Below are 21277 nucleotides of genomic sequence, written 5' to 3'. Positions count from 1 at the left end.
AGGAGAACGACATGAAGATTGTTATTGTAGAAGATGATCCGGGTATCCGAAAGGAATTAAAACAGCTCCTGGAAAATGCTTTTTATGAAGCAGAGATAATCGAAGAATTTAAAGATACGGCAGAGCAGATATGCAGCATGATACCGGCACCGGATCTGGTACTTCTGGATTGGAATCTTCCGGGGGAAAGCGGCTTTGACATCTGTACGAAGCTGAAAGAACATTCAGATATTCCAATCATATTTCTGACCAGCCGGACAGATTCCATGGATGAACTGACCGGAATCTTGAAAGGGGCAGATGATTATATCACAAAACCGTTCAATCCACCGATTCTGCTGGCAAGAATAGGCGTAGTACTAAAAAGAACTACCAATAAAAATGCAGAGAAATCAAGGGGTAATGCCTTGAACATGGAATATAAAGGTGTAATCCTAAATGCTGTGGGAGGCTGCATAGAGCATGAAGGAAAAAAGACAGATCTTACGAAAAATGAGTTGAAGATCCTGCATCTTCTATATCAGAAAAAGGGGGAGATTGTTCCGAGACTGGATATGATCGAATACCTGTGGGACAATGAAGTCTTCATAGATGACAATACATTAAGTGTGAATGTTACAAGACTCAGAGGAAAACTGGCTGACATCGGAGTGACGGATTTCATTGAGACAAAACGGGGAATGGGGTACCGCATATGAGATTTTCGGAATATATAAAAGATAAGATTCTGATATGTCTGCTGCACCTCCTGTGTATGATATTACTGATGGGGTTCTTCTATATTACAGGGTATAACAGAAACGCAGCTGCACTGATTCTCATTTTCTGGTGGATCATCCTTGGGATATGGATTGTGACAGGATATTATCGCAGGAAGAAATATTTTGACAGGGCAGAACATATTCTGGAAAATGTAGATCAGAGATATCTGCTTGGAGAATTGCTGCCAGCTTCACCATATCTGGAAGATCGGATCTACCGGGAGTTGATCAGACGATCGAATAAATCTGTGATCGAACGGATCCGTATGCTTGAAGATGAACAGAATGATTATCGGGATTATATCGAAAGCTGGGTGCATGAGATCAAAGCACCGATTACCAGTATCCAGCTTGTGTGTGAGAATCATAAAGACGAAGTGACCAGACAGATCGGTCTTGAGAATCAACGGATTGAAAATGACGTAGATATGGTTCTGTATTATGCTAGAATGGAAAAGGTATACAAAGACTATATGATCGAAGAGACAGACCTTGGGAAGGCGGCTTCTGAAATTTTGATGAAAAATAAGTATTATCTAATTAGTAACGGAGTGCGCGGGGAAGTGGAGTGCCCTGATCTTGCGTATACCGATAAAAAGTGGATCCTTTTTATACTGAACCAGCTTATGCTGAACAGTGTGAAATATAAAAGTGAGAATCCAAAGGTCCATCCGTATATTCATATTTACACGGAAAGGTACGGTCATGGTGTCCGGCTGATCGTAGAAGATAACGGAACCGGAATACGGGAAGAAGAGATGTCCAGAATCTTTGAAAAAGGTTTTACCGGTTCCAATGGAAGAAATGGTAAGAAATCTACGGGGATGGGTCTTTATCTGTGCAGACGGCTGTGTGAAAAGCTTGGAATTGCCATCGAGGCGGAATCTGTCCGTGGTGAAGGCACGAAGATGATCCTTACATTTCCGGTCAGCAGTTATCTTTCAAAAATGTAAGATAACTGAAAGATACATCGATACATCTTTCTGGTCCGGACGGGTAAAGTAGAGATGAAAAAGAGTATTACAAAAAGACCGGAAAGGATGATATGGATGAGAAGAATAAGAAAGCATGGCAAGACAACAGAGAAAAAAACAGACAGAATCCTGGCAGGAGGCAGAATCCCGGATGGAGAGATTCGGGTGTGTGATGTGGAAAAATATTACGGAAGTGATACGAACATCACCAAAGCGGTAGACAGGGTAAGCTTTTGCGTCCAAAAAGGAGAATTTGTGGGAATCATGGGAGCATCGGGTTCCGGAAAGACAACACTTTTGAATATGCTGTCTACGATTGACCGTGTGACTGCAGGGCATATATACTACGGAGAAACGGATATTACAGAGTTGAGTGATGAGGCACTGGCGGAATTTCGGAAAGACAATCTTGGATTCATATTTCAGGATTACAACTTGTTAGATACACTTACGATAGAAGAGAATATTGTGCTGGCAATGACGCTGCACAGCAAGAGTAAAAGAGAGATCCAAGAGAAATGTGATCACATATTGAAGCTGCTTGATATCGAAGAAATCCGGGATAAATTCCCCTATCAGGTATCCGGGGGCCAGAAGCAGCGTTGTGCCTGTGCCAGAGCGATGATTCATCGTCCGAAACTGATCCTCGCAGATGAGCCGACCGGTGCGCTGGATTCCAGAGCGGCACAGATGCTGCTCGAAACATTCCGCAAGATGAATCGTGATATGCACTCTACGATCCTCATGGTTACACATGATGCGTTTTCAGCCAGCTACTGCAGCCGTATTCTTTTCCTGAAAGATGGAAAGATATTCCATGAACTGGTAAGAGGAGTGGAAGAAAGGCGGGAATTTCTGAATAAGATCCTGGATGTATTATCTCTGACAGGAGGTGAACTGTCAGATGTTCGGTAAGCTTGCACTGCGCAATGTCAGACGTTCCGCCAGAGATTATCTGGTGTATGTGCTGACGATGACATTTGTGGTATCATTGATGTTTGCATTTAACAGTATCATTTTTTCTAAGGATCTTCAGAAAATGTATGAAATGGCAGCGATAATGGCAGCGATGATCGGTATTGCCACATTCTTTATTGTACTGATCGTTGCATGGCTGATCAATTATATGGTACGGTTCATGCTGGAAAAAAGGAGCCGTGAATTCGGTATCTATCTGTTGATCGGAATGAATAAAAAGGAAGTGTCCGGGCTTTATATGAAAGAAAATCTGCTGCTCGGTGTGTGTTCCTTTGTGATAGGACTGGGGCTTGGAATGTTGCTTCAGCAGGTGCTGCTCGTTGTCCTTTATAGTGTCATACAGGTGGAACTAAGACCCCATCTGGAATTCAATGGATATTGTTTCCTTATGACTGTGTGCTGCTTTGCAGGATGTTATCTGCTGGCACTGTTCCGGTGCAGCCGGAAATTCCGCAAGATGAACATTCATGATCTGATGAGAGAAAATCAGAAGAATGAGGAATTAAAAGAAAAGAATGAAAAAATAAAGCGGTTATTACTGCCGTTTTCCATTCTGTTCATCTTTGCGTTCGGTGTCTGGATACTGAGCGGAAATATACAGTCGCCGGGAGGGGCAGCAGTATTTCTGACGGGTCTGTTTATTACAATGTATGTGTTTTATATAGGGCTTTCCGCATGGATCATCTGCTATGTGAAGAAAAAAGGAAATGCGGTCTACCGGGGGCAGAATCTGTTCCTGCTGCGTCAGTTTGCATCTAAATTGAAAACGATGCGGTTTACCATGGGAACACTTACGGTGCTTTTTATGGTCGCATTTCTGGGGTGCTCGGTTGCATTAATGTTTACGGACTGGCAGAATCAGGTTTTAGAGATGAAATTTCCATTTGATGTACAGGTGAACAGTCAGAATCCGGAATATGATTTTGCAAAGGAATTGGATATTGTCGGAGAAGAAGCAGGTGTAAAGGATTCGTGCGTGTACCGTATTTATGAAAATCATACGAACACAATGAATACATGGATGTATACGCATCTGCGGTATTTTGGAGATGAGTACCGCAGAGAAGACGGAACACCGGATGAGAAAAAGATACGTAAAGGTTCCGATGATGCGTATTGCAGATATGATACATATATGGGGCTGAGTGATTACAATCATCTGAGAAAAATGCTGGGATATTCCACGGAAACGCTTGAAAAAAATGAATATATCCTTCAGATGAAGCAAAGAGTGTATAAGGAAACCGGATATTTTACGGATGACGTGAAGCTTCAGGACCGAGGAGAGACACTGACCTGCAGGAAGATCTGCACCGAATCATTTTCGCAGGACGGACATAACGGCGGTGATTATATCATCGTTGTGCCGGATGAACGGATACAGCAGATGACACCGTACTATTCGGAACTTGCGGTAAGTGTGAAGAAAAAAGTACCGGATAACCTGCAGAATAAGCTGGATGATCTGTCAGATAAACATGATTATGCCGGTCATACATACATGGAAGAAGACGATGATAATGTATGTTATGGTACGGATACCATTGTCACATATGCTGCGGTGAATCTTGTGCGGGAAAATGCATCGGCTGAGGTCAGATATATGATGAGTTGTATCACATTCCCATGTATGTATATCGGGCTGGTATTTTTGTGTATTGCATTGACGGTGTTATCGGTACAGCAGCTGAGTGATTCGGCAAAATATAGGTTCCGCTACCAGGTGCTTTCGAAAATCGGCCTTGGAAGACGCGAGATCCAACAGACCGTATTCCGTCAGCTGTCCGGGTATTATCTGTGTCCGGCAATCCTTTCGGCAGTGATCAGCGGGATCGTAGCGGTGTATATGGGTGCCGGATTTAACTTCTATACAGGAGTCAGTACACCGGTGTTACAGTATTTTGCAATTTCATTCGCCCTGTTCTTTGGCGTATATGTAGTTTATTTTGGAGCGACCTATGTCGGATTTATCAGAAATATCGAAGAATGAAAATGGAGAGGGAAGTATGAGTAGAAATGCAATAAAATATCTGGCAATGGCAGCTATGTTCTGTAATCATTTTGCCTATATATTTTTAAAAGAAGGCAGTACAGGGCAGGAAGTTATGGTTGATATCGGGTATTTTACAGCCATTACTATGTGCTATTTCCTTGTGGAAGGATATCATTACACAAGATCTGTAAAGAACTATGCACTGCGGCTGCTTGTATTTGGGATCCTTTCACAGATCCCCTTCATGCTGGCATTGAAACAGACGAACCTGAACATGATGTTCAGCCTTCTTCTATGTCTGGGAGTGGTGTGGGTTGCAGATCATGTAAAACATAAAGGGGAGAAAATGCTATGGCTGTGCGTGCTGGTAATCTGTTCGCTCTGGACGGACTGGGCACTTCTGGCACCGGTATTTACGATGCTGTTTGCAAATGCATATGGGGACAGGAAAAAAGTATCACTGGCATATGGAAAAGCAGTGGGACTCTTCTTTCTGTTGAATGTGTTGTCATACAGGGCGGACTGCGGGCTGGAGAGTGCGCTCATACATTCTGCATGTGCCTGTATCGGGCTGGCAGCATCGGGAGTGGTTATACAGTGTATGTATAATAAAGCAGATAAAACAGCACACGGCTGGGAAAAATGGTTTTTCTACGGATTTTATCCGGTGCATCTTCTGCTTCTCTGGATGATACAGTTTGCAAAAGTATAGAGGGAACGGTTATAATAATACCGGGGGTGTGACGAATGCGGAAAAAACGCAGAAGGACAGCTCCGGTATTTTTTGAAGCAGGCAGGTAGAGAATATGGAAAAAGAAAAGCTTGATAAAATGTATGATATCTGTTTCTTTGATCTGGATGGCACGATCATCGATTCTTCACCGGGAATTACGAATTCGGTGATGTATGCGCTGGAGAAATTCGGAATCGAAGAGACCGAACGGGAAAAATTATATAAATTCATCGGTCCGCCGCTTACCGATTCGTTCGCCAGATTCTATGGATTTGACGATGAGAAAAGCTGGAAGGCGGTGGAGTATTACAGGGAATATTATCAGGATACGGGGATTTTTGAGTGCTCGGTGTATCCCGGATTTGAAAAATCATTAAAGGCATTGAAGGCAGCAGGAAAAAGACTTTTTGTTGCGACGTCCAAACCGGAAGTATATGCGAGAAGGATCATTGAACATTTTGACCTGGATCAATATTTTGAATATGTGGCAGGTATGGAACTGGACGGAGGCAGAGGCAGTAAGGCAGAGGTGATCGGATATCTGATCGATACCTGCCGGATGCAGGATAAGAAGAGGATACTGATGATCGGTGACCGTGAACATGATGTGCTTGGGGCAAAGCAGGAAGGGCTTGACTGTATGGGGGTATTATACGGATTCGGCAACCGTGAAGAACTGGAAAAAGCAGGCGCAGTATACGTTGCCGGGACGCCGGAAGACATTGCCGGGATCATCCTGAAATAATGCGGTAATCCTGCATTTTGTGAAAAATGTAAAAATATGGGTGCCAATACTTGACAAAAGAAGAAGTAGTTGTTATTATAAAAAAACAGAACGCACTCTGTTTTTTATAAATGATAGAAAAGAGGTGCAATATGCAAAGAGTATTTTCATTATTGGTAGACAATAATCCCGGTGTATTAAGCCGTGTATCCGGACTGTTCAGCAGACGAGGATACAGTATCGACAGTATAACTGCCGGAGTTACGGCAGATCCGAGATTTACCAGAATTACCATTGTGGCCAGCGGAGATGAGCTGATCTTATCGCAAATCGAAAAGCAGGTCAGAAAGCTGGAAGATGTCATTGAGATCAAAGTACTTCAGCCGGAAGATTCGGTATATCGTGAACTGATCATGGTGAAGGTTCGGGCGAATAAGACGGAGAGAACGGAGATCATATCTGTGGCGGATATATTCCGCGCGAAGATTGTTGATGTAGAGAAGGATTCCCTGATGGTGGAACTGACAGGAAATGGTTCAAAAGTAGATGCGTTTCTGGAACTTCTGGAAGGTTACGAGATTCTTGAACTTGCAAGAACAGGTATTACCGGATTACAGAGAGGAATCAAGGATGTAATAGTCATTGATCAGGAAGGAAACATCAACACATTATAATTGATATATTATAATGGACAAACAGTAACACATTTTAATCAGACATTAAACAGAGACGAGCCCGGTGGAAGGGCGACCCCTTGTTTAAGAAAATAAAAAATCATTTATTTTTTAGGAGGTATGCTATAATGGCAGCAAGAATTTTTTATCAGGAAGATTGTAATTTATCAGTATTAGAGGGACAGAAGATCGCTATCATCGGTTATGGTAGCCAGGGACATGCACATGCTCTGAACTTAAAAGAGTCCGGATGCGATGTTATCATCGGTCTTTACGAAGGAAGTAAATCATGGGCAAAAGCAGAAGCTCAGGGATTTAAAGTATACACAGCAGCAGAAGCAGCAAAACAGGCTGATATCATCATGATCCTGATCAACGATGAGTTACAGGCTGATATGTACAAGAAAGACGTTGAGCCGAACCTTGAAGAAGGTAATATGTTAATGTTCGCTCATGGTTTCAACATTCACTTTGGATGTATCAAACCACCAAAGAATGTAGATGTAACAATGATCGCTCCTAAGGCACCGGGACACACAGTAAGAAGTGAGTACCAGGCTGGAAAAGGAACACCTTGCCTTATCGCTGTAGAGCAGGATGCTACAGGAAAAGCATGGGATCGTGCACTTGCATATGGTCTTGCAATCGGTGGAGCAAGAGCTGGTCTTCTTGAGACAACATTCAGAACAGAGACAGAGACAGACCTCTTCGGTGAGCAGGCAGTACTTTGCGGTGGTGTATGTGCACTTATGCAGGCTGGTTTCGAGACACTTTGCGAAGCTGGATATGATCCAAGAAACGCTTACTTCGAGTGTATCCATGAGATGAAACTGATCGTAGACCTGATCTATCAGTCAGGATTCGCTGGAATGAGATACTCTATCTCTAACACAGCTGAATATGGTGACTATGTAACAGGACCTAAGATCGTTACAGCTGAGACAAAGAAAGCTATGAAACAGATTCTGACAGACATCCAGGACGGAACATTTGCAAAAGACTTCTTATTAGACATGTCTCCAGCAGGACGTCAGGTACACTTCAAAGCTATGAGAAAACTTGCTTCAGAACATCCATCAGAGAAAGTCGGAGCAGAGATCAGAAAGCTCTACAGCTGGAATGGAGAAGACAAACTGATCAACAACTAATCATCAGACTTGTTAGAATAAGAATACATACGAAAAGGGTACGGCGGTTGCTGTATCCTTTTTCTGGTTAATTCACTAAGCTGGTTACCCGGACCGAACTGTTTGAGCCCCGTAGGGGTGAGTTTGAGCGGAGTGGCTTTTGCCCTTAGGGAAGGCGGACTGCCTTAGAGCTTCTGCATCGTGACATCCAGCAACAAACAGAATGCCAAGTCTTTCTCGTGGACTGAGAGGCCGCGATGATTAATTAAATAGAAAAAAACCCAGATCATTGACGGGATGATCCGGGTTCTAAAAATTTTGCAACTCGAGTTTAATCTCTATTATTAAGCAATTCCGTTAACAGCTTTTGTCAGACGGGAAATCTTTCTAGAGCATGTGTTTTTGTGGTAAACACCCTTGCTTCCAGCTTTGTTGATTTCAACGATTGCAACTTTTAATGCGTCTGCAGCAGCAGCGGCATCTTTGTTAGCTACAGCTGTTTCAACTTTCTTTACGCAAGTTTTTACTTTAGACTTGATTGCTTTGTTTCTAGCAGCTTTTGTTTCGTTTACTAAAATTCTTTTCTTTGCAGATTTGATATTAGCCAATTTGTCCACCTCCGATATCAATGTATTTCGATTTTTTTAATTCGATTTCCAGTTCGTTAGAGCCGGACACGGACGATCTAACGAAACATACGAATTTATTTTAGGGCATGAATTGGAATCTGTCAATACATATTTCTGAAAATATTGGAAAAACTAGCATTAATTTGAGAAAGGATGGATAAAAATGATGGTGGAGAAGTATAAGATACGGACGGATCTTGCGATGGAACAGAAAGAACGGTTTGAATCGGATCATGTGGAGGTATCAGGTGTCGTTCTGGAAGAGGAGTATGATGAAGAAAAGGAGATTAAGATCACAACGGTCAGGATTGAAACGGAAAATGGGGCGAAGTCGATGGGAAAACCTGTGGGGACATATCTGACACTGGAAGCGCCGAATATGGCAGCTGCAGATGAAGGGTATCACAGGGAAATATCGGAGACATTGGCAGATTTTTTGGAAAAATATATGAAAGATACGGAAGAAAATCAGGAAAAAGGATATTCGGTACTTGTTGTAGGCCTTGGCAATCGTGAAGTGACACCGGATGCACTGGGACCGTATGTGGTGGATCAGTTGAATGTTACCAGACATATTGTGCAGGAATATGGAAGGTATGCAGTGGGAAAAGGCGGAAGCAGGATTGTAAGTGCGATCGTTCCGGGAGTGATGGCACAGACCGGGATGGAGTCTGCAGAAATTATACGGGGAATAGTAAATGAGACAACCCCTGATCTGATTATGGTAATTGATGCACTGGCAGCAAGAAGTACCAAAAGACTGAACCGGACAATACAGATTTCTGATGCGGGAATTTATCCGGGAGCAGGGGTTGGAAATCACCGAAGTGAGATTACAAAAGATACGATGGGAATTCCGGTCATTGCAATCGGAGTGCCGACAGTTGTGGATGCGGCAACCATTGTGAATGATACAATGGAGAACTTTATTACGGCACTGGAAACATCAGAAACATTAAAAGGGGTGGGAGTGGTATTGCAGGGATATAATTCCGCAGAGAAATATGAACTGGTAAAGGAATTGATTGCTCCGCATCTGAATGGTATGTTTGTGACACCAAAAGATATTGATGATACAGTAAGACGAATCAGTTATACAATTTCAGAAGCAATGAATATGCTTTTTGCGGGGAAAGAAAAAATAATGCAGTCATAACATTTACAATATTGCCATAATTATAGTAAGAACTAAGATATCGTAAAAATCAGTAAACGGCAGAGGTGTTAAAAATGTGAAAAAGAAAGACAGGCAGAGAATGTTGGAAAAATATATGAAGTGTGCAGCCTGGGGCAGTGCTGGAATACTTCTGACCTGTTTCATAAGAGGTCATGTAATAAAAGAAAATGGAACAGTACGAGAACTGAAAATATCATTCCTGGAAAAAGAAAAAGAGGTCATTGCAGATTGTGCTGTCGGAAATATAATGACGACACTGACTTATACATCGGAAAAAGACCATGTCGGAGGTCCTGCAGAGGATGTGACACAGACAGTGATGAAATTGTTCCCGATTGGAACCTATCTGTCAGCGGAAAAAGAGGATACTATCGCCGAAGATTCCCAGACCTATGCCATGATATTAGAAAAGCAGGCAAATGATGAAAATGCCGTGGATGAAAATGGAAAGCTCATTACGCAGGAGCAAAGTGTCACGCAGCAGGAGATGGTGAAGATACCGGAGGCTAAAGTAGACATATCCATGGATAAATTAAGAGATTACGAATATCTGATGAGCCATTTTTACACAGTGGACAGCAGTACGATGGCGGATGCAAATCTGATCAATGCAGACCGGCTGCTTGGAAAGAATATGAAGCTGAATTCCAATTCTAATGAAGAGGCAGCCGGACCGAAGGTGCTGATCTATCATACACATTCCCAGGAGCAGTTTAAAGATTCTGTTCCGGGGGATGCGAATACATCGATTGTAGGTATGGGAACGTATCTGACAGATCTTTTGAATCAAAAGTATGGAATCGAGACGTATCATCACACAGGTGTTTATGATCTGGTAAATGGCAAACTGGACCGCAGCAAAGCATATCAGCTTGCGGAACCGGATGTGCAGAAGATATTAAAAGATAATCCAAGCATAGAAGTGGTGATCGACCTCCACCGGGACGGTGTGGCGGAAGGGACACATCTTGTGACAGAGGTGGATGGCAGACAGACGGCGCAGATCATGTTCTTCAACGGACTCAGCAGAACGCGGGCAAATGGAAATATCAGTTATCTTCCGAATCCATATCTGGAAGACAATCTGGCATTTTCCCTTCAGATGGAGATTGCAGCAGCCAAATATTATCCGGGATTTGCCAGACACATTTTCCTTCGGGCATACCGCTATAACATGCATTTCAAACCGAAGACACTTCTGGTCGAGGCAGGAGCACAGACGAATACAGTAGAAGAGATGCGAAATGCCATGGAACTTCTTGCAGAGCTTCTGCATCAGGTGCTGTCTTGATTCGAAAATATTTTTATGATAAGATATCCAAAGTATGGAAAAATCTGTATGATACTTGTGGAAGGTATCAGATGTGATGTTTTTCAATGTCTGTCATACAGATGGAAACGGAGAAAGGATATAGAAAGAATGGCGAAAAAGAATACATATGATGCGGGAAGTATCGCGATCCTGGAGGGACTGGAAGCGGTAAGAAAAAGACCCGGAATGTATATAGGAAGTGTTTCAACCAAAGGTCTGAACCATCTGATCTATGAGATCGTGGATAATGCGGTGGATGAGCATCTTGCCGGATATTGCAGCGAGATCCATGTGACACTGGAAAAAGACGGTTCGGCAACAATCGCAGATAACGGACGTGGTGTACCGGTAGACCTTCATGCAACGGGAGTATCGGCAGCTCGTGTGGTATACACGACACTTCATGCGGGAGGAAAATTCGACGATTCGGCATACAAGACCAGCGGAGGTTTGCATGGTGTCGGTTCTTCTGTTGTAAATGCGCTGTCTACCTATATGGATGTGCAGATCAGCAGGGACGGATATATCCACCATGACCGGTATGAACAGGGAAAACCGGTGATCGAATTGGAAGACGGATTACTGCCGACGATCGGAAAGACAAGAAAGACCGGAACGAAAGTGAATTTCCTTCCGGATGATACGATATTTGAAAAGACAAAGTTCAAAGCAGAAGAGGTAAAGAGCCGTCTTCATGAGACTGCTTATCTGAATCCGGATCTGAAGATCGTATTTGAAGATAAAAGGGGAGCAGAACCGGAACAGATCATTTATCATGAGCCGGACGGAATCCTTGGATTCATCCGTGAACTGAATCATAAAAAAGAAGTCGTACATGATCCGGTGTATTTCAAAGGGGAAGCAGAAGGCATCGAAGTAGAAGTGGCCTTCCAGTACGTCAACGAGTTCCATGAAAATGTACTTGGCTTCTGTAACAATATCTACAATGCAGAAGGAGGAACGCATCTGACCGGATTCAAGACGACATTTACAACGGCGATCAACCAGTATGCAAGAGAACTTGGTATTCTGAAAGAAAAGGATGCAAACTTTACCGGAGCCGATATCCGTAACGGTATGACGGCAATCGTATCGATCAAGCACCCGGATCCGAGATTTGAAGGTCAGACGAAGACCAAGCTTGACAATCCGGACGCGGCAAAGGCCTGCAGTAAGGTCACGAACGATGAGATCATCCGTTTCTTTGACCGTAATCTGGAGACGCTTAAGAAAGTCATTGGCTGTGCGGAGAAGGCGGCAAAGATCCGTAAGACGGAAGAGCGTGCGAAGACGAATCTTCTGACCAAGCAGAAATATTCCTTTGACAGTAACGGAAAGCTTGCGAACTGCGAAAGCCGTGATGCATCAAAATGTGAGATTTTCATCGTAGAGGGAGACTCTGCCGGGGGGTCTGCGAAGACAGCCAGAGACCGTATGTTCCAGGCAATCCTTCCAATCCGTGGTAAGATCCTGAACGTGGAAAAAGCAAGTATCGATAAAGTGCTGGCGAATGCAGAGATCAAGACGATGATCAATGCATTTGGCTGCGGATTTTCCGAAGGATATGGAAATGACTTTGATATCAGCAAGCTGCGGTATGACAAGATCATCATCATGGCCGATGCCGACGTGGACGGTGCCCATATCTCGACACTGCTTTTGACGTTGTTCTACCGCTTTATGCCGGAACTGATTTTCGAAGGACATGTCTATATTGCGATGCCGCCTCTTTATAAGGCGATGCCGAAGAAAGGCGAGGAAGAATATCTGTATGATGATAAAGCACTGGAAAAATACAGAAAGACGCATGACGGTCCATTTACCTTACAGAGATACAAAGGTCTGGGAGAGATGGATGCAGAACAGTTGTGGGAGACAACCCTCAACCCGGAAACCAGACTTCTGAAACTGGTAGAGATTGAAGACGCAAGAATGGCATCCAGCGTAACCGAGATGCTGATGGGATCAGAAGTACCGCCAAGACGTTCATTTATTTATGAAAATGCGACAGAAGCGGAACTTGATATATAGAGATATATAGGATAGGAGAAATACAATGCAGGATTCACAGATCATCAGAACCGAATATTCGGACGTGATGAAAAAATCATATATCGATTATGCAATGAGCGTAATCATTGCCAGAGCCCTGCCGGATGTAAGAGACGGACTGAAACCAGTACAAAGACGTACACTTTACGATATGCACGAACTGGGGATCCGGTATGACAAACCGTACCGTAAATGTGCGCGTATCGTTGGAGATACCATGGGTAAATATCACCCGCACGGAGACAGTTCCATCTATGACGCACTGGTGGTCATGGCACAGGAATTTAAAAAAGGAATGATCCTTGTAGACGGACACGGTAACTTCGGTTCGATCGAAGGAGACGGTGCAGCCGCAATGCGTTATACTGAGGCGAGACTTGCGAAGATCACACAGGAAGCGTATCTGGCTGATCTGGACAAGGATATTGTAGACTTCATACCGAACTTTGACGAGACGGAGAAGGAACCGGTCGTACTTCCGGTGCGTATCCCGAACCTTCTGGTGAACGGTGCGGAAGGTATCGCGGTCGGTATGGCAACCAGTATCCCGACACACAATCTGGGAGAGGTTGTAGACGGTGTCAAAGCCTATATGAAAAATGAGGAGATCACGACCAGACAGCTGATGAAATATATCAAAGGGCCGGATTTCCCGACAGGTGGAATCGTGGTCAACAAAGACGACCTGCCGGAGATCTACGAGACAGGAACCGGAAAGATCAAGATCCGTGGAAAAGTTGAAGTAGAAGATATGAAGGGCGGAAAGAAACGTCTGGTCATCACAGAGATTCCTTATACCATGATCGGTGCGGGAATCGGGAAATTCTTAAATGATGTCTGCAATCTGGTAGAGACCAAGAAGACAACAGACATCGTGGATATTTCCAATCAGTCGTCCAAAGAAGGAATCCGTATCGTCATTGACCTGAAGAAAGGTGCGGACGTAGAGAATCTGACCAATATGCTCTATAAGAAGACCCGACTGGAAGATACCTTTGGAGTTAATATGCTGGCAGTTGCGGACGGAAGACCGGAGACCATGGGCCTGAAGCGTATCATCGAGGCACATGTAGACTTCCAGTTCGATATGGCGACGAGAAAATATAAGACATTACTTAAGAAAGAGCAGGATAAAAAAGAGATCCAGGAAGGTCTGATCAAAGCCTGTGACGTGATCGATCTGATCATCGAGATCTTAAGAGGAAGCCAGAATGTAAAAGACGCAAAGGCATGTCTGATGAACGGGGAGACAGAGAACATTAAGTTCAAGTCCTCCATTTCCAAAAAGATGGCGGGAATGTTAAGATTTACAGAGCGTCAGGCAACAGCGATCCTGGAGATGCGTCTGTACAAGCTGATCGGTCTGGAAATCGAAGCACTTCAGAAAGAACATGAAGAGACGCTGGCTAAGATTGAAAAATATGAAGATATCCTGAATAATTACGATTCGATGGCAGCAGTTATCATGGAAGATCTGGACCGTATCAAGAAGGAATTCGCAAGAAAGAGACGTACGGTTGTAGAGAATGCAGAAGAAGCTGTATTTGAAGAGAAGAAAGTCGAAGAACAGGAAGTTGTGTTCTTAATGGACCGTTTCGGATATGCGAAGACGGTAGATGTAAGTACTTATGAGCGTAATAAAGAAGCGGCAGATAATGAGAATAAATACATCCTGCACTGCATGAATACTGGCAAGATCTGCATTTTCACAAAAGATGGAAAGATGCATCAGGTGAAAGTGATGGATATCCCATATGGAAAATTCCGTGACAAGGGACAGCCGATCGACAATATCAGTAATTATGACAGCACGCAGGAAGAGATCGTGTACATCTGCGACTCCGAACAGATGCGGTATGCGAAGCTTTTATTTGCCACAAAGCAGGGGATGATCAAGAAGGTTGAAGGAACGGAATTCCAGGTAACAAAGCGTACCATTACAGCAACTAAGCTTCAGCCGGAAGATGAGGTCGTGAAGATCCAGGTTGTGACGGAGAACCAGCATATCGTACTGCAGACAACGGACGGATTCTTCTTACGCTTCCCGGCAGCAGAAGTGACGGAGAAGAAGAAAGGTGCGATCGGAGTGCGCGGCATCCGTCTGAAGAAAGACGATGCACTGACAGATGTGTATCTGTTTGAAGAAGGAACCGAGTGTAAGATTTCATACCATGAAAAAGAAGTTACCCTGAACCGCCTGAAACTTGCAAAACGAGACGGAACAGGAACCAAATACAGAGGGTAAACGATATGATACAGAACATAGAACCACATGTATATAGAAATGAATATGTACCGGAGCCGCCAAAGGAAGACAGCGTGATCTTATATTATGAAGGAAGAAAGATCCTGGTGAAGATTGAGGATCAGGAGATCTCGTTCCTTACATTTAAAGAGGCGGCAGTTTACAATCCGGATGTATATGAAGAGTATACGTATCTCTTTTCAATTGACGGACAGGGATATTATCTGGCAGAAGGAATTGATCCGGAGAATTTCCCAGGATTCGAACTGAAGGACAATCAGTATTTCCGCGAGGCAAGACCGAAATACAGACAGTTTGCGGCAGTGACGGGATGGCAGCTTTACCGCTGGTATCAGTCGCGGAAGTTCTGCGGTCACTGCGGACAGCCGATGGTGCATGACGACAAAGAGCGTATGATGCGCTGCCCGGACTGCGGTATGATGGAATTCCCGAAGATCTGTCCGGCGGTGATCATAGCTGTCACACATGGGGATAAGATTCTGATGTCAAAGTATGCGGGAAGAGAATACAAAAAGTATGCACTGCTTGCAGGATTTAATGAAACAGGCGAATCCATTGAAGAGACGGTAAGGCGTGAGGTCATGGAAGAGGTCGGACTGAAGGTGAAGAACCTGCGGTATTATAAGAGCCAGCCGTGGTCATTTACCGATACGCTGCTGATGGGATTCTTCTGTGAACTGGACGGGGAGGACGGTATCACACTGGATACCGATGAACTTGCCATGGCGGAGTGGTTTGAACGGGATAAGATGCCGGTAGAGGCAGAAGACTTAAGCCTGACAAACGAGATGATGATGGCGTTCAAACACGGAAAAGTGTAAAAAATACGCAAAATCCCTTGATTTTACAAAAGAACAGTGCTATAGTTAATTCAGTTACATAAATCAATCGGCAGAAGAGTGGACATATTGTTCACTCTTCTTTGTTGCATATCAAAGTATGCGCAGATAAGAAAGTGCCGACTGATATAGAAACATAGATAAGTAAGGTCTGCATAAGGAGGATTTTAGATTGTCAAAAAGAGAAATGTATGAACAGAAAACAGAAGAGATCCTGCTTCCAATCGTGGAAGAGTATGGATTTGAACTGGTGGATGTCGAATATGTAAAAGAAGGAAGTAACTGGTACCTTCGTGCATATATTGATAAACCGGGTGGAATCGGAGTGAATGACTGTGAGGTTGTAAGCCGCAGACTTTCCGATATTCTGGACGAGAAAGATTATATCGAAGATTCGTATATTCTGGAAGTCAGCTCACCGGGACTTGGCAGACCACTGAAGAAGGAAAAGGACTTCAAGAGAAGCCTTGGAGAAGAAGTTGAGATCAGAACCTACCGTATGATCGACAGAAAGAAGGAATTCACCGGGATCTTAAAGGATTACGATGAGACAACGGTTACGATCGAGATGGAAGATGAGACTGAGAAAACATTTGAAAAAAGCGAGATCGCACTGATCCGATTAGCATTTGATTTTTAAACGGCATGGATAAGTAAGGAGGAACAGACCATGAATACAGAATTATTAGAAGCGTTAAATATACTGGAGAAAGAGAAAGATATCAGTAAAGAGACACTGTTAGACGCCATTGAAAATTCACTGATGAATGCCTGTAAGAACCATTTCGGTAAGACAGACAACATCAAACTGATCATGAACAAGGAGACATGTGAGTATCAGTTATACGCTGAGAAAACGGTTGTAGAAGAAGTGGAAGACAAACTGGAGCAGATCAGTCTGGAAGATGCAAAAGAGATCGACAGCAAGTTCGAGCTTGGTGATATCGTGCATATTCCGATCGAGTCCAAATCATTCGGACGTATTGCAACACAGAATGCAAAGAACCTGATCTTACAGAAGATCCGTGAAGAAGAGCGTAAGGTTGTATACGATCAGTATTTTGAAAAAGAAAAAGATATCGTGACAGGTATCGTACAGCGTTATGTTGGAAAGAATGTCAGCATCAACCTTGGTAAAGCAGATGCTATGCTGACAGAGAATGAGCAGGTAAAAGGTGAGGTCTTCAAACCGACAGAACGTATCAAATTATATATCGTAGAAGTAAAGAATACGACAAAGGGACCTAAGATCCTGGTATCCCGTACACATCCGGAACTTGTAAAACGTCTGTTTGAATCAGAAGTTACAGAAGTAAAGGACGGTATCGTAGAGATCAAGAGTATCGCAAGAGAAGCAGGAAGCAGAACAAAGATCGCTGTATGGTCTAACGATCCTGATGTAGACCCGGTCGGTGCATGCGTTGGTATGAACGGAGCCAGAGTCAATGCGATCGTCAATGAACTGCGCGGCGAGAAGATTGACATCATCAACTGGAGTGACAATCCGGCAATCCTGATCGAGAATGCATTAAGCCCTGCAAAGGTTATTTCTGTAATGGCTGATCCGGATGAAAAGACAGCAAGCGTTATCGTTCCGGATTATCAGTTATCACTGGCTATCGGTAAAGAAGGTCAGAATGCAAGACTGGCAGCAAGACTGACAGGATATAAGATCGACATCAAGAATGAGACACAGGCAATCGAATCCGGTGAACTTCCGGAGAACTACATGGAATTAAGCGAAGGTGTATACGAAGAAGAGTACGATGACGATGCAGAAGAATTCGATGTAGAGAACACAGCAGATGCTGAATATGATGATGACGACGCAGAGATCACATTCGATGAAGTAGAGGATACAGAGGAATAGGTGATAATTCGTGGGAGCAAATAAAAAAGTTCCTATGCGTAAATGCGTAGGATGTCAGGAAATGAAGAGTAAAAAAGAGATGATTCGTGTCATCCGCACATCGGAGGGAGAATTTCTACTGGATGCAACAGGAAGAAAGAACGGACGCGGTGCTTATCTCTGCCCGAACAGTGACTGCCTTGCAAAAGCAGTGAAGAATAAGGGCCTGGAGAGATCCTTTAAGCAGGCTATCCCGAAAGAAGTGTATGAAGCACTGGAAAAGGAGATGGAAGTACTTGAGTCAGAATAAAGCATTATCTATGATCGGTCTTGCCACGAAAGCCGGCAAGGTTGCAAGCGGGGAGTTCTGTACGGAGAAAGAAGTAAAATCCGGAAGGGCATATCTTGTGATCGTTGCAGACGATGCATCCGATAATACCAAGAAGAAATTTCAGAACATGTGTGACTTTTATCAGGTCCCGATCTATTTTTACAAAGATAAAGATACATTGGGGCATGCAATGGGAAAAGAGTTCCGTGCATCTTTGGTTATCCTGGATGAGGGATTTGCAAAAGGAATCCGGAAGCATATAGACACAGAGAATCAGACAATTGCATAGAGGAGGCAGATTATATGTCAAATAATAAAGATATAGAAACAAATACAAACGAAAATACACAAAAATCAGAAACACCAAAGAAAAAGAATATCGTGCATGTAATACGTCCGCAGAATGCACAGAACGGTGGTAACAAAGGAAGAAGATCCGGAGGAAATCGTCAGAATTCCGGACAGGGAAAACCGATGCAGGTAAATAACGGCCGTCCGGCAAGACGTTCTGGCCGTTCTGCAGCACAGAATGCGTCTGCAGAAGAAGCACAGGCTCCAAAGAGGACAGAGAAGCCGGCAGCAGAAAGAACACAGAACAGACGTCCGGAAAGAAGTGAAAGACCGGAGAGATCTGAAAGAAATGAAAGATCTGATAGAAACGACAGATCCGATAACAGAAATAACCGTGGTGGTGAAAGACGTGGCGGAAGAGACGGACGTAACGGTGACCGCCAGGAAGGAAGAGGCGGACAGAGATTCCAGAGAGGAGACCGCCCGCAGAACGGACGTTCCGACAGAAACCAGGGAGACCGTGATAACAGACGAGACAATAACCGTGGCGATGACAGACAGGGACGTAAATTCGGAGACAGAAACGACAACAGAAGAAATGACAGAAAGAACAACCCAAGCATTCCGGCTCCTGCAATCGAAGGACAGAAACCACAGAGAAAGAATGCCAAGGGAAAAGACGATCACAAGAAGAAAGATTATCGTCGTGATGATGAAGAAAGAATGCCAAAGGGCAAGAAGAAAAACGAGCCAAAACAGCAGCTTCAGAAACCACAGCAGAAAGAGCAGAAGGTAGAGGAAGAGATCAAACAGATCACAATCCCAGAGGTTCTGACAATCAAAGAACTGGCTGATAAGATGAAGATTGTTCCGTCTGTAATTATCAAAAAGCTCTTTATGCAGGGAAAAGTTGCTACGGTGAACCAGGAGATCGATTATGAGACAGCAGAAGAGATCGCGCTGGAATTCGACGTTCTCTGCGAGAAAGAAGAAGTTGTAGACGTGATCGAAGAACTTCTAAAAGAAGAAGAAGAGGACGAAAAGAAGATGAAGAAACGTCCGCCTGTAGTCTGCGTTATGGGTCACGTTGACCACGGTAAAACTTCCCTTCTGGATGCAATCCGTCATACAAATGTCATCGACCGTGAGGCCGGCGGTATCACACAGCACATCGGTGCTTATGTTGTAGAGATCAACGGAGAGAAGATCACATTCCTGGATACTCCGGGACATGAGGCGTTCACAGCAATGCGTATGCGTGGAGCAAGCTCTACAGATATCGCAGTTCTCGTAGTAGCAGCAGACGATGGTGTTATGCCGCAGACAGTAGAAGCGATTAACCATGCAAAAGCTGCAGGTGTAGAGATCATCGTAGCTGTCAACAAGATGGATAAACCAAGTGCCAACATTGACCGTGTAAAACAGGAACTGACAGAATACGAACTGATTCCGGAAGACTGGGGTGGAAGCACAATCTTCGTTCCGGTATCTGCCAAGACAGGAGAAGGTCTGGAAGATCTGATGGAAATGATTGCTTTAACAGCAGAAGTAATGGAATTAAAAGCCAATCCAAACCGCCGTGCAAGAGGTCTTGTACTGGAAGCAAAACTGGATAAGGGAAGAGGTTCCGTTGCAAATATCCTGGTTCAGAAGGGAACACTCCGTGTCGGAGATCCAATCGCAGCAGGTTCTGCATTTGGTAAAGTAAGAGCCATGATGGATGACAAGGGAAGAAGAGTCAAAGAAGCAGGTCCGTCTACACCGGTAGAGATCCTTGGACTTAACGATGTACCGAATGCCGGAGAAGTTATCGTCGGATGTGGAAATGAAAAAGAAGCAAGAAACTTTGCAGAGACATTCATTTCACAGAGCAAGGTAAAACTTCTGGAAGAGACAAAATCTAAACTTTCTCTGGATGACCTGTTTACACAGATTCAGGAAGGCAACTTAAAAGAACTTGGTATCGTAGTAAAGGCAGATGTACAGGGATCTGTAGAAGCAATCAAACAGAGCTTACTGAAGCTGTCTAATGATGAAGTAGTCGTTAAGATCATTCACGGTGGCGTTGGTGCAATCAATGAATCTGACGTAAGTCTGGCTTCTGCATCAAATGCGATCATCATCGGATTCAACGTTCGTCCGGATGCAACAGCAAAAGAAACAGCAGACCGTGAAGGTGTAGATATCCGTCTGTACCGTGTCATCTACAATGCAATCGAAGATGTAGAAGCAGCTATGAAGGGTATGCTGGATCCTGTATTTGAGGAGAAGGTACTCGGACACGCAGAAGTACGTCAGACATTCAAGGCTTCCGGAGTCGGAACAATTGCAGGATCTTATGTTCTGGATGGTGTATTTGAAAGAGACTGCTCTGTCCGCCTGACACGTGACGGTATTGTAATATTTGAAGGACCTCTGGCATCTCTGAAGAGATTCAAAGATGATGTAAAAGAAGTAAAAGCAGGTTACGAATGTGGATTCGTATTTGCAAACTTCAATGACATCAAAGAAGGAGACCTCGTAGAGGCATTCAAGATGGTAGAGATTCCACGCTAGGAGTTGATATA

General features: G+C 43.8%; 19 protein-coding genes. 18 read left to right on the top strand and 1 reads right to left on the bottom strand.

Annotated features, from left to right (window positions below; translation table 11 throughout):
• Nucleotides 1–11: 11 nt before the first annotated feature.
• The 8 genes from NQ508_RS07770 (at nucleotide 12) to ilvC (ending at nucleotide 7985) form a co-directional block, all read left to right on the top strand.
• Nucleotides 12–698, top strand: a complete 687-nt coding sequence (locus tag NQ508_RS07770; RefSeq protein ID WP_006427593.1) for a response regulator transcription factor — start codon at nucleotides 12–14, stop codon at nucleotides 696–698.
• Nucleotides 695–1714 (top strand): sensor histidine kinase, encoded by a 1020-nt coding sequence (locus NQ508_RS07765; RefSeq protein ID WP_006427592.1) that lies wholly within the window; start codon nucleotides 695–697, stop codon nucleotides 1712–1714. The genes NQ508_RS07770 and NQ508_RS07765 overlap by 4 nt, the downstream gene beginning before the upstream one ends.
• 96 nt (nucleotides 1715–1810) lie before the next feature.
• Entirely contained in the window at nucleotides 1811–2650 is an 840-nt protein-coding gene (locus tag NQ508_RS07760; protein ID WP_130096282.1) for an ABC transporter ATP-binding protein, read from the top strand.
• Nucleotides 2640–4703 carry an ABC transporter permease gene (locus NQ508_RS07755; protein WP_006427590.1) on the top strand — a complete coding sequence of 688 codons (2064 nt, stop codon included), beginning with the start codon at nucleotides 2640–2642 and terminating at the stop codon, nucleotides 4701–4703. The genes NQ508_RS07760 and NQ508_RS07755 overlap by 11 nt, the downstream gene beginning before the upstream one ends.
• A 16-nt stretch (nucleotides 4704–4719) precedes the next feature.
• Nucleotides 4720–5418, top strand: coding sequence for a TraX family protein (locus tag NQ508_RS07750; protein ID WP_044920049.1), 699 nt, complete (start codon nucleotides 4720–4722; stop codon nucleotides 5416–5418).
• 94 nt (nucleotides 5419–5512) lie between these two features.
• Nucleotides 5513–6184 (top strand): HAD family hydrolase, encoded by a 672-nt coding sequence (locus tag NQ508_RS07745; RefSeq protein ID WP_006427588.1) that lies wholly within the window; start codon nucleotides 5513–5515, stop codon nucleotides 6182–6184.
• Nucleotides 6185–6315: 131 nt separating this feature from the next.
• Entirely contained in the window at nucleotides 6316–6837 is a 522-nt protein-coding gene (ilvN, locus tag NQ508_RS07740) for an acetolactate synthase small subunit (RefSeq protein WP_044920023.1), read from the top strand.
• A 128-nt stretch (nucleotides 6838–6965) separates the two neighbouring features.
• Entirely contained in the window at nucleotides 6966–7985 is a 1020-nt protein-coding gene (gene ilvC, locus NQ508_RS07735) for a ketol-acid reductoisomerase (RefSeq protein ID WP_006427586.1), read from the top strand.
• A gap of 323 nt (nucleotides 7986–8308) precedes the next feature.
• Here the strand turns inward: ilvC and rpsT are convergent, their stop codons facing one another.
• Nucleotides 8309–8572 (bottom strand): 30S ribosomal protein S20, encoded by a 264-nt coding sequence (rpsT, locus tag NQ508_RS07730; RefSeq protein ID WP_022415540.1) that lies wholly within the window; start codon nucleotides 8570–8572, stop codon nucleotides 8309–8311.
• 187 nt (nucleotides 8573–8759) lie between these two features.
• On the opposite strand from rpsT, the gene gpr reads away from it, so the two are divergent.
• The 10 genes from gpr (at nucleotide 8760) to infB (ending at nucleotide 21266) form a co-directional block, all read left to right on the top strand.
• Nucleotides 8760–9749, top strand: coding sequence for a GPR endopeptidase (gene gpr / locus NQ508_RS07725; RefSeq protein WP_044920047.1), 990 nt, complete (start codon nucleotides 8760–8762; stop codon nucleotides 9747–9749).
• A 100-nt stretch (nucleotides 9750–9849) separates the two neighbouring features.
• Complete coding sequence (locus NQ508_RS07720; protein ID WP_006427583.1) at nucleotides 9850–11061, top strand: stage II sporulation protein P; 1212 nt, start codon at nucleotides 9850–9852, stop codon at nucleotides 11059–11061.
• 129 nt (nucleotides 11062–11190) lie between these two features.
• Entirely contained in the window at nucleotides 11191–13113 is a 1923-nt protein-coding gene (locus tag NQ508_RS07715) for a DNA gyrase/topoisomerase IV subunit B (RefSeq protein ID WP_022415537.1), read from the top strand.
• 25 nt (nucleotides 13114–13138) lie between these two features.
• Entirely contained in the window at nucleotides 13139–15379 is a 2241-nt protein-coding gene (locus tag NQ508_RS07710) for a DNA gyrase/topoisomerase IV subunit A (protein WP_006427581.1), read from the top strand.
• 5 nt (nucleotides 15380–15384) lie between these two features.
• On the top strand, nucleotides 15385–16221 hold the full coding sequence (gene nudC, locus NQ508_RS07705) for an NAD(+) diphosphatase (RefSeq protein ID WP_006427580.1): 837 nt from the start codon (nucleotides 15385–15387) through the stop codon (nucleotides 16219–16221).
• Between the two features lie 190 nt (nucleotides 16222–16411).
• Nucleotides 16412–16879 (top strand): ribosome maturation factor RimP, encoded by a 468-nt coding sequence (gene rimP, locus NQ508_RS07700; RefSeq protein ID WP_022415534.1) that lies wholly within the window; start codon nucleotides 16412–16414, stop codon nucleotides 16877–16879.
• 30 nt (nucleotides 16880–16909) lie between these two features.
• Nucleotides 16910–18109 (top strand): transcription termination factor NusA, encoded by a 1200-nt coding sequence (gene nusA, locus NQ508_RS07695; RefSeq protein WP_006427578.1) that lies wholly within the window; start codon nucleotides 16910–16912, stop codon nucleotides 18107–18109.
• A gap of 34 nt (nucleotides 18110–18143) precedes the next feature.
• Nucleotides 18144–18398: an RNase P modulator RnpM gene (rnpM, locus tag NQ508_RS07690; protein WP_006427577.1), complete on the top strand. Its 255-nt coding sequence runs from the start codon at nucleotides 18144–18146 to the stop codon at nucleotides 18396–18398.
• On the top strand, nucleotides 18385–18708 hold the full coding sequence (locus NQ508_RS07685) for a L7Ae/L30e/S12e/Gadd45 family ribosomal protein (protein ID WP_044920021.1): 324 nt from the start codon (nucleotides 18385–18387) through the stop codon (nucleotides 18706–18708). The genes rnpM and NQ508_RS07685 overlap by 14 nt, the downstream gene beginning before the upstream one ends.
• Before the next feature lie 14 nt (nucleotides 18709–18722).
• Nucleotides 18723–21266, top strand: a complete 2544-nt coding sequence (infB, locus tag NQ508_RS07680; RefSeq protein ID WP_006427575.1) for a translation initiation factor IF-2 — start codon at nucleotides 18723–18725, stop codon at nucleotides 21264–21266.
• The last annotated feature ends 11 nt before the right edge of the window (nucleotides 21267–21277 follow it).

Source organism: Dorea longicatena (assembly GCF_025150085.1).
GTDB classification, from domain to species: domain Bacteria; phylum Bacillota; class Clostridia; order Lachnospirales; family Lachnospiraceae; genus Dorea_A; species Dorea_A longicatena.
This window is presented reverse-complemented; position numbering and strand designations above follow the sequence as displayed.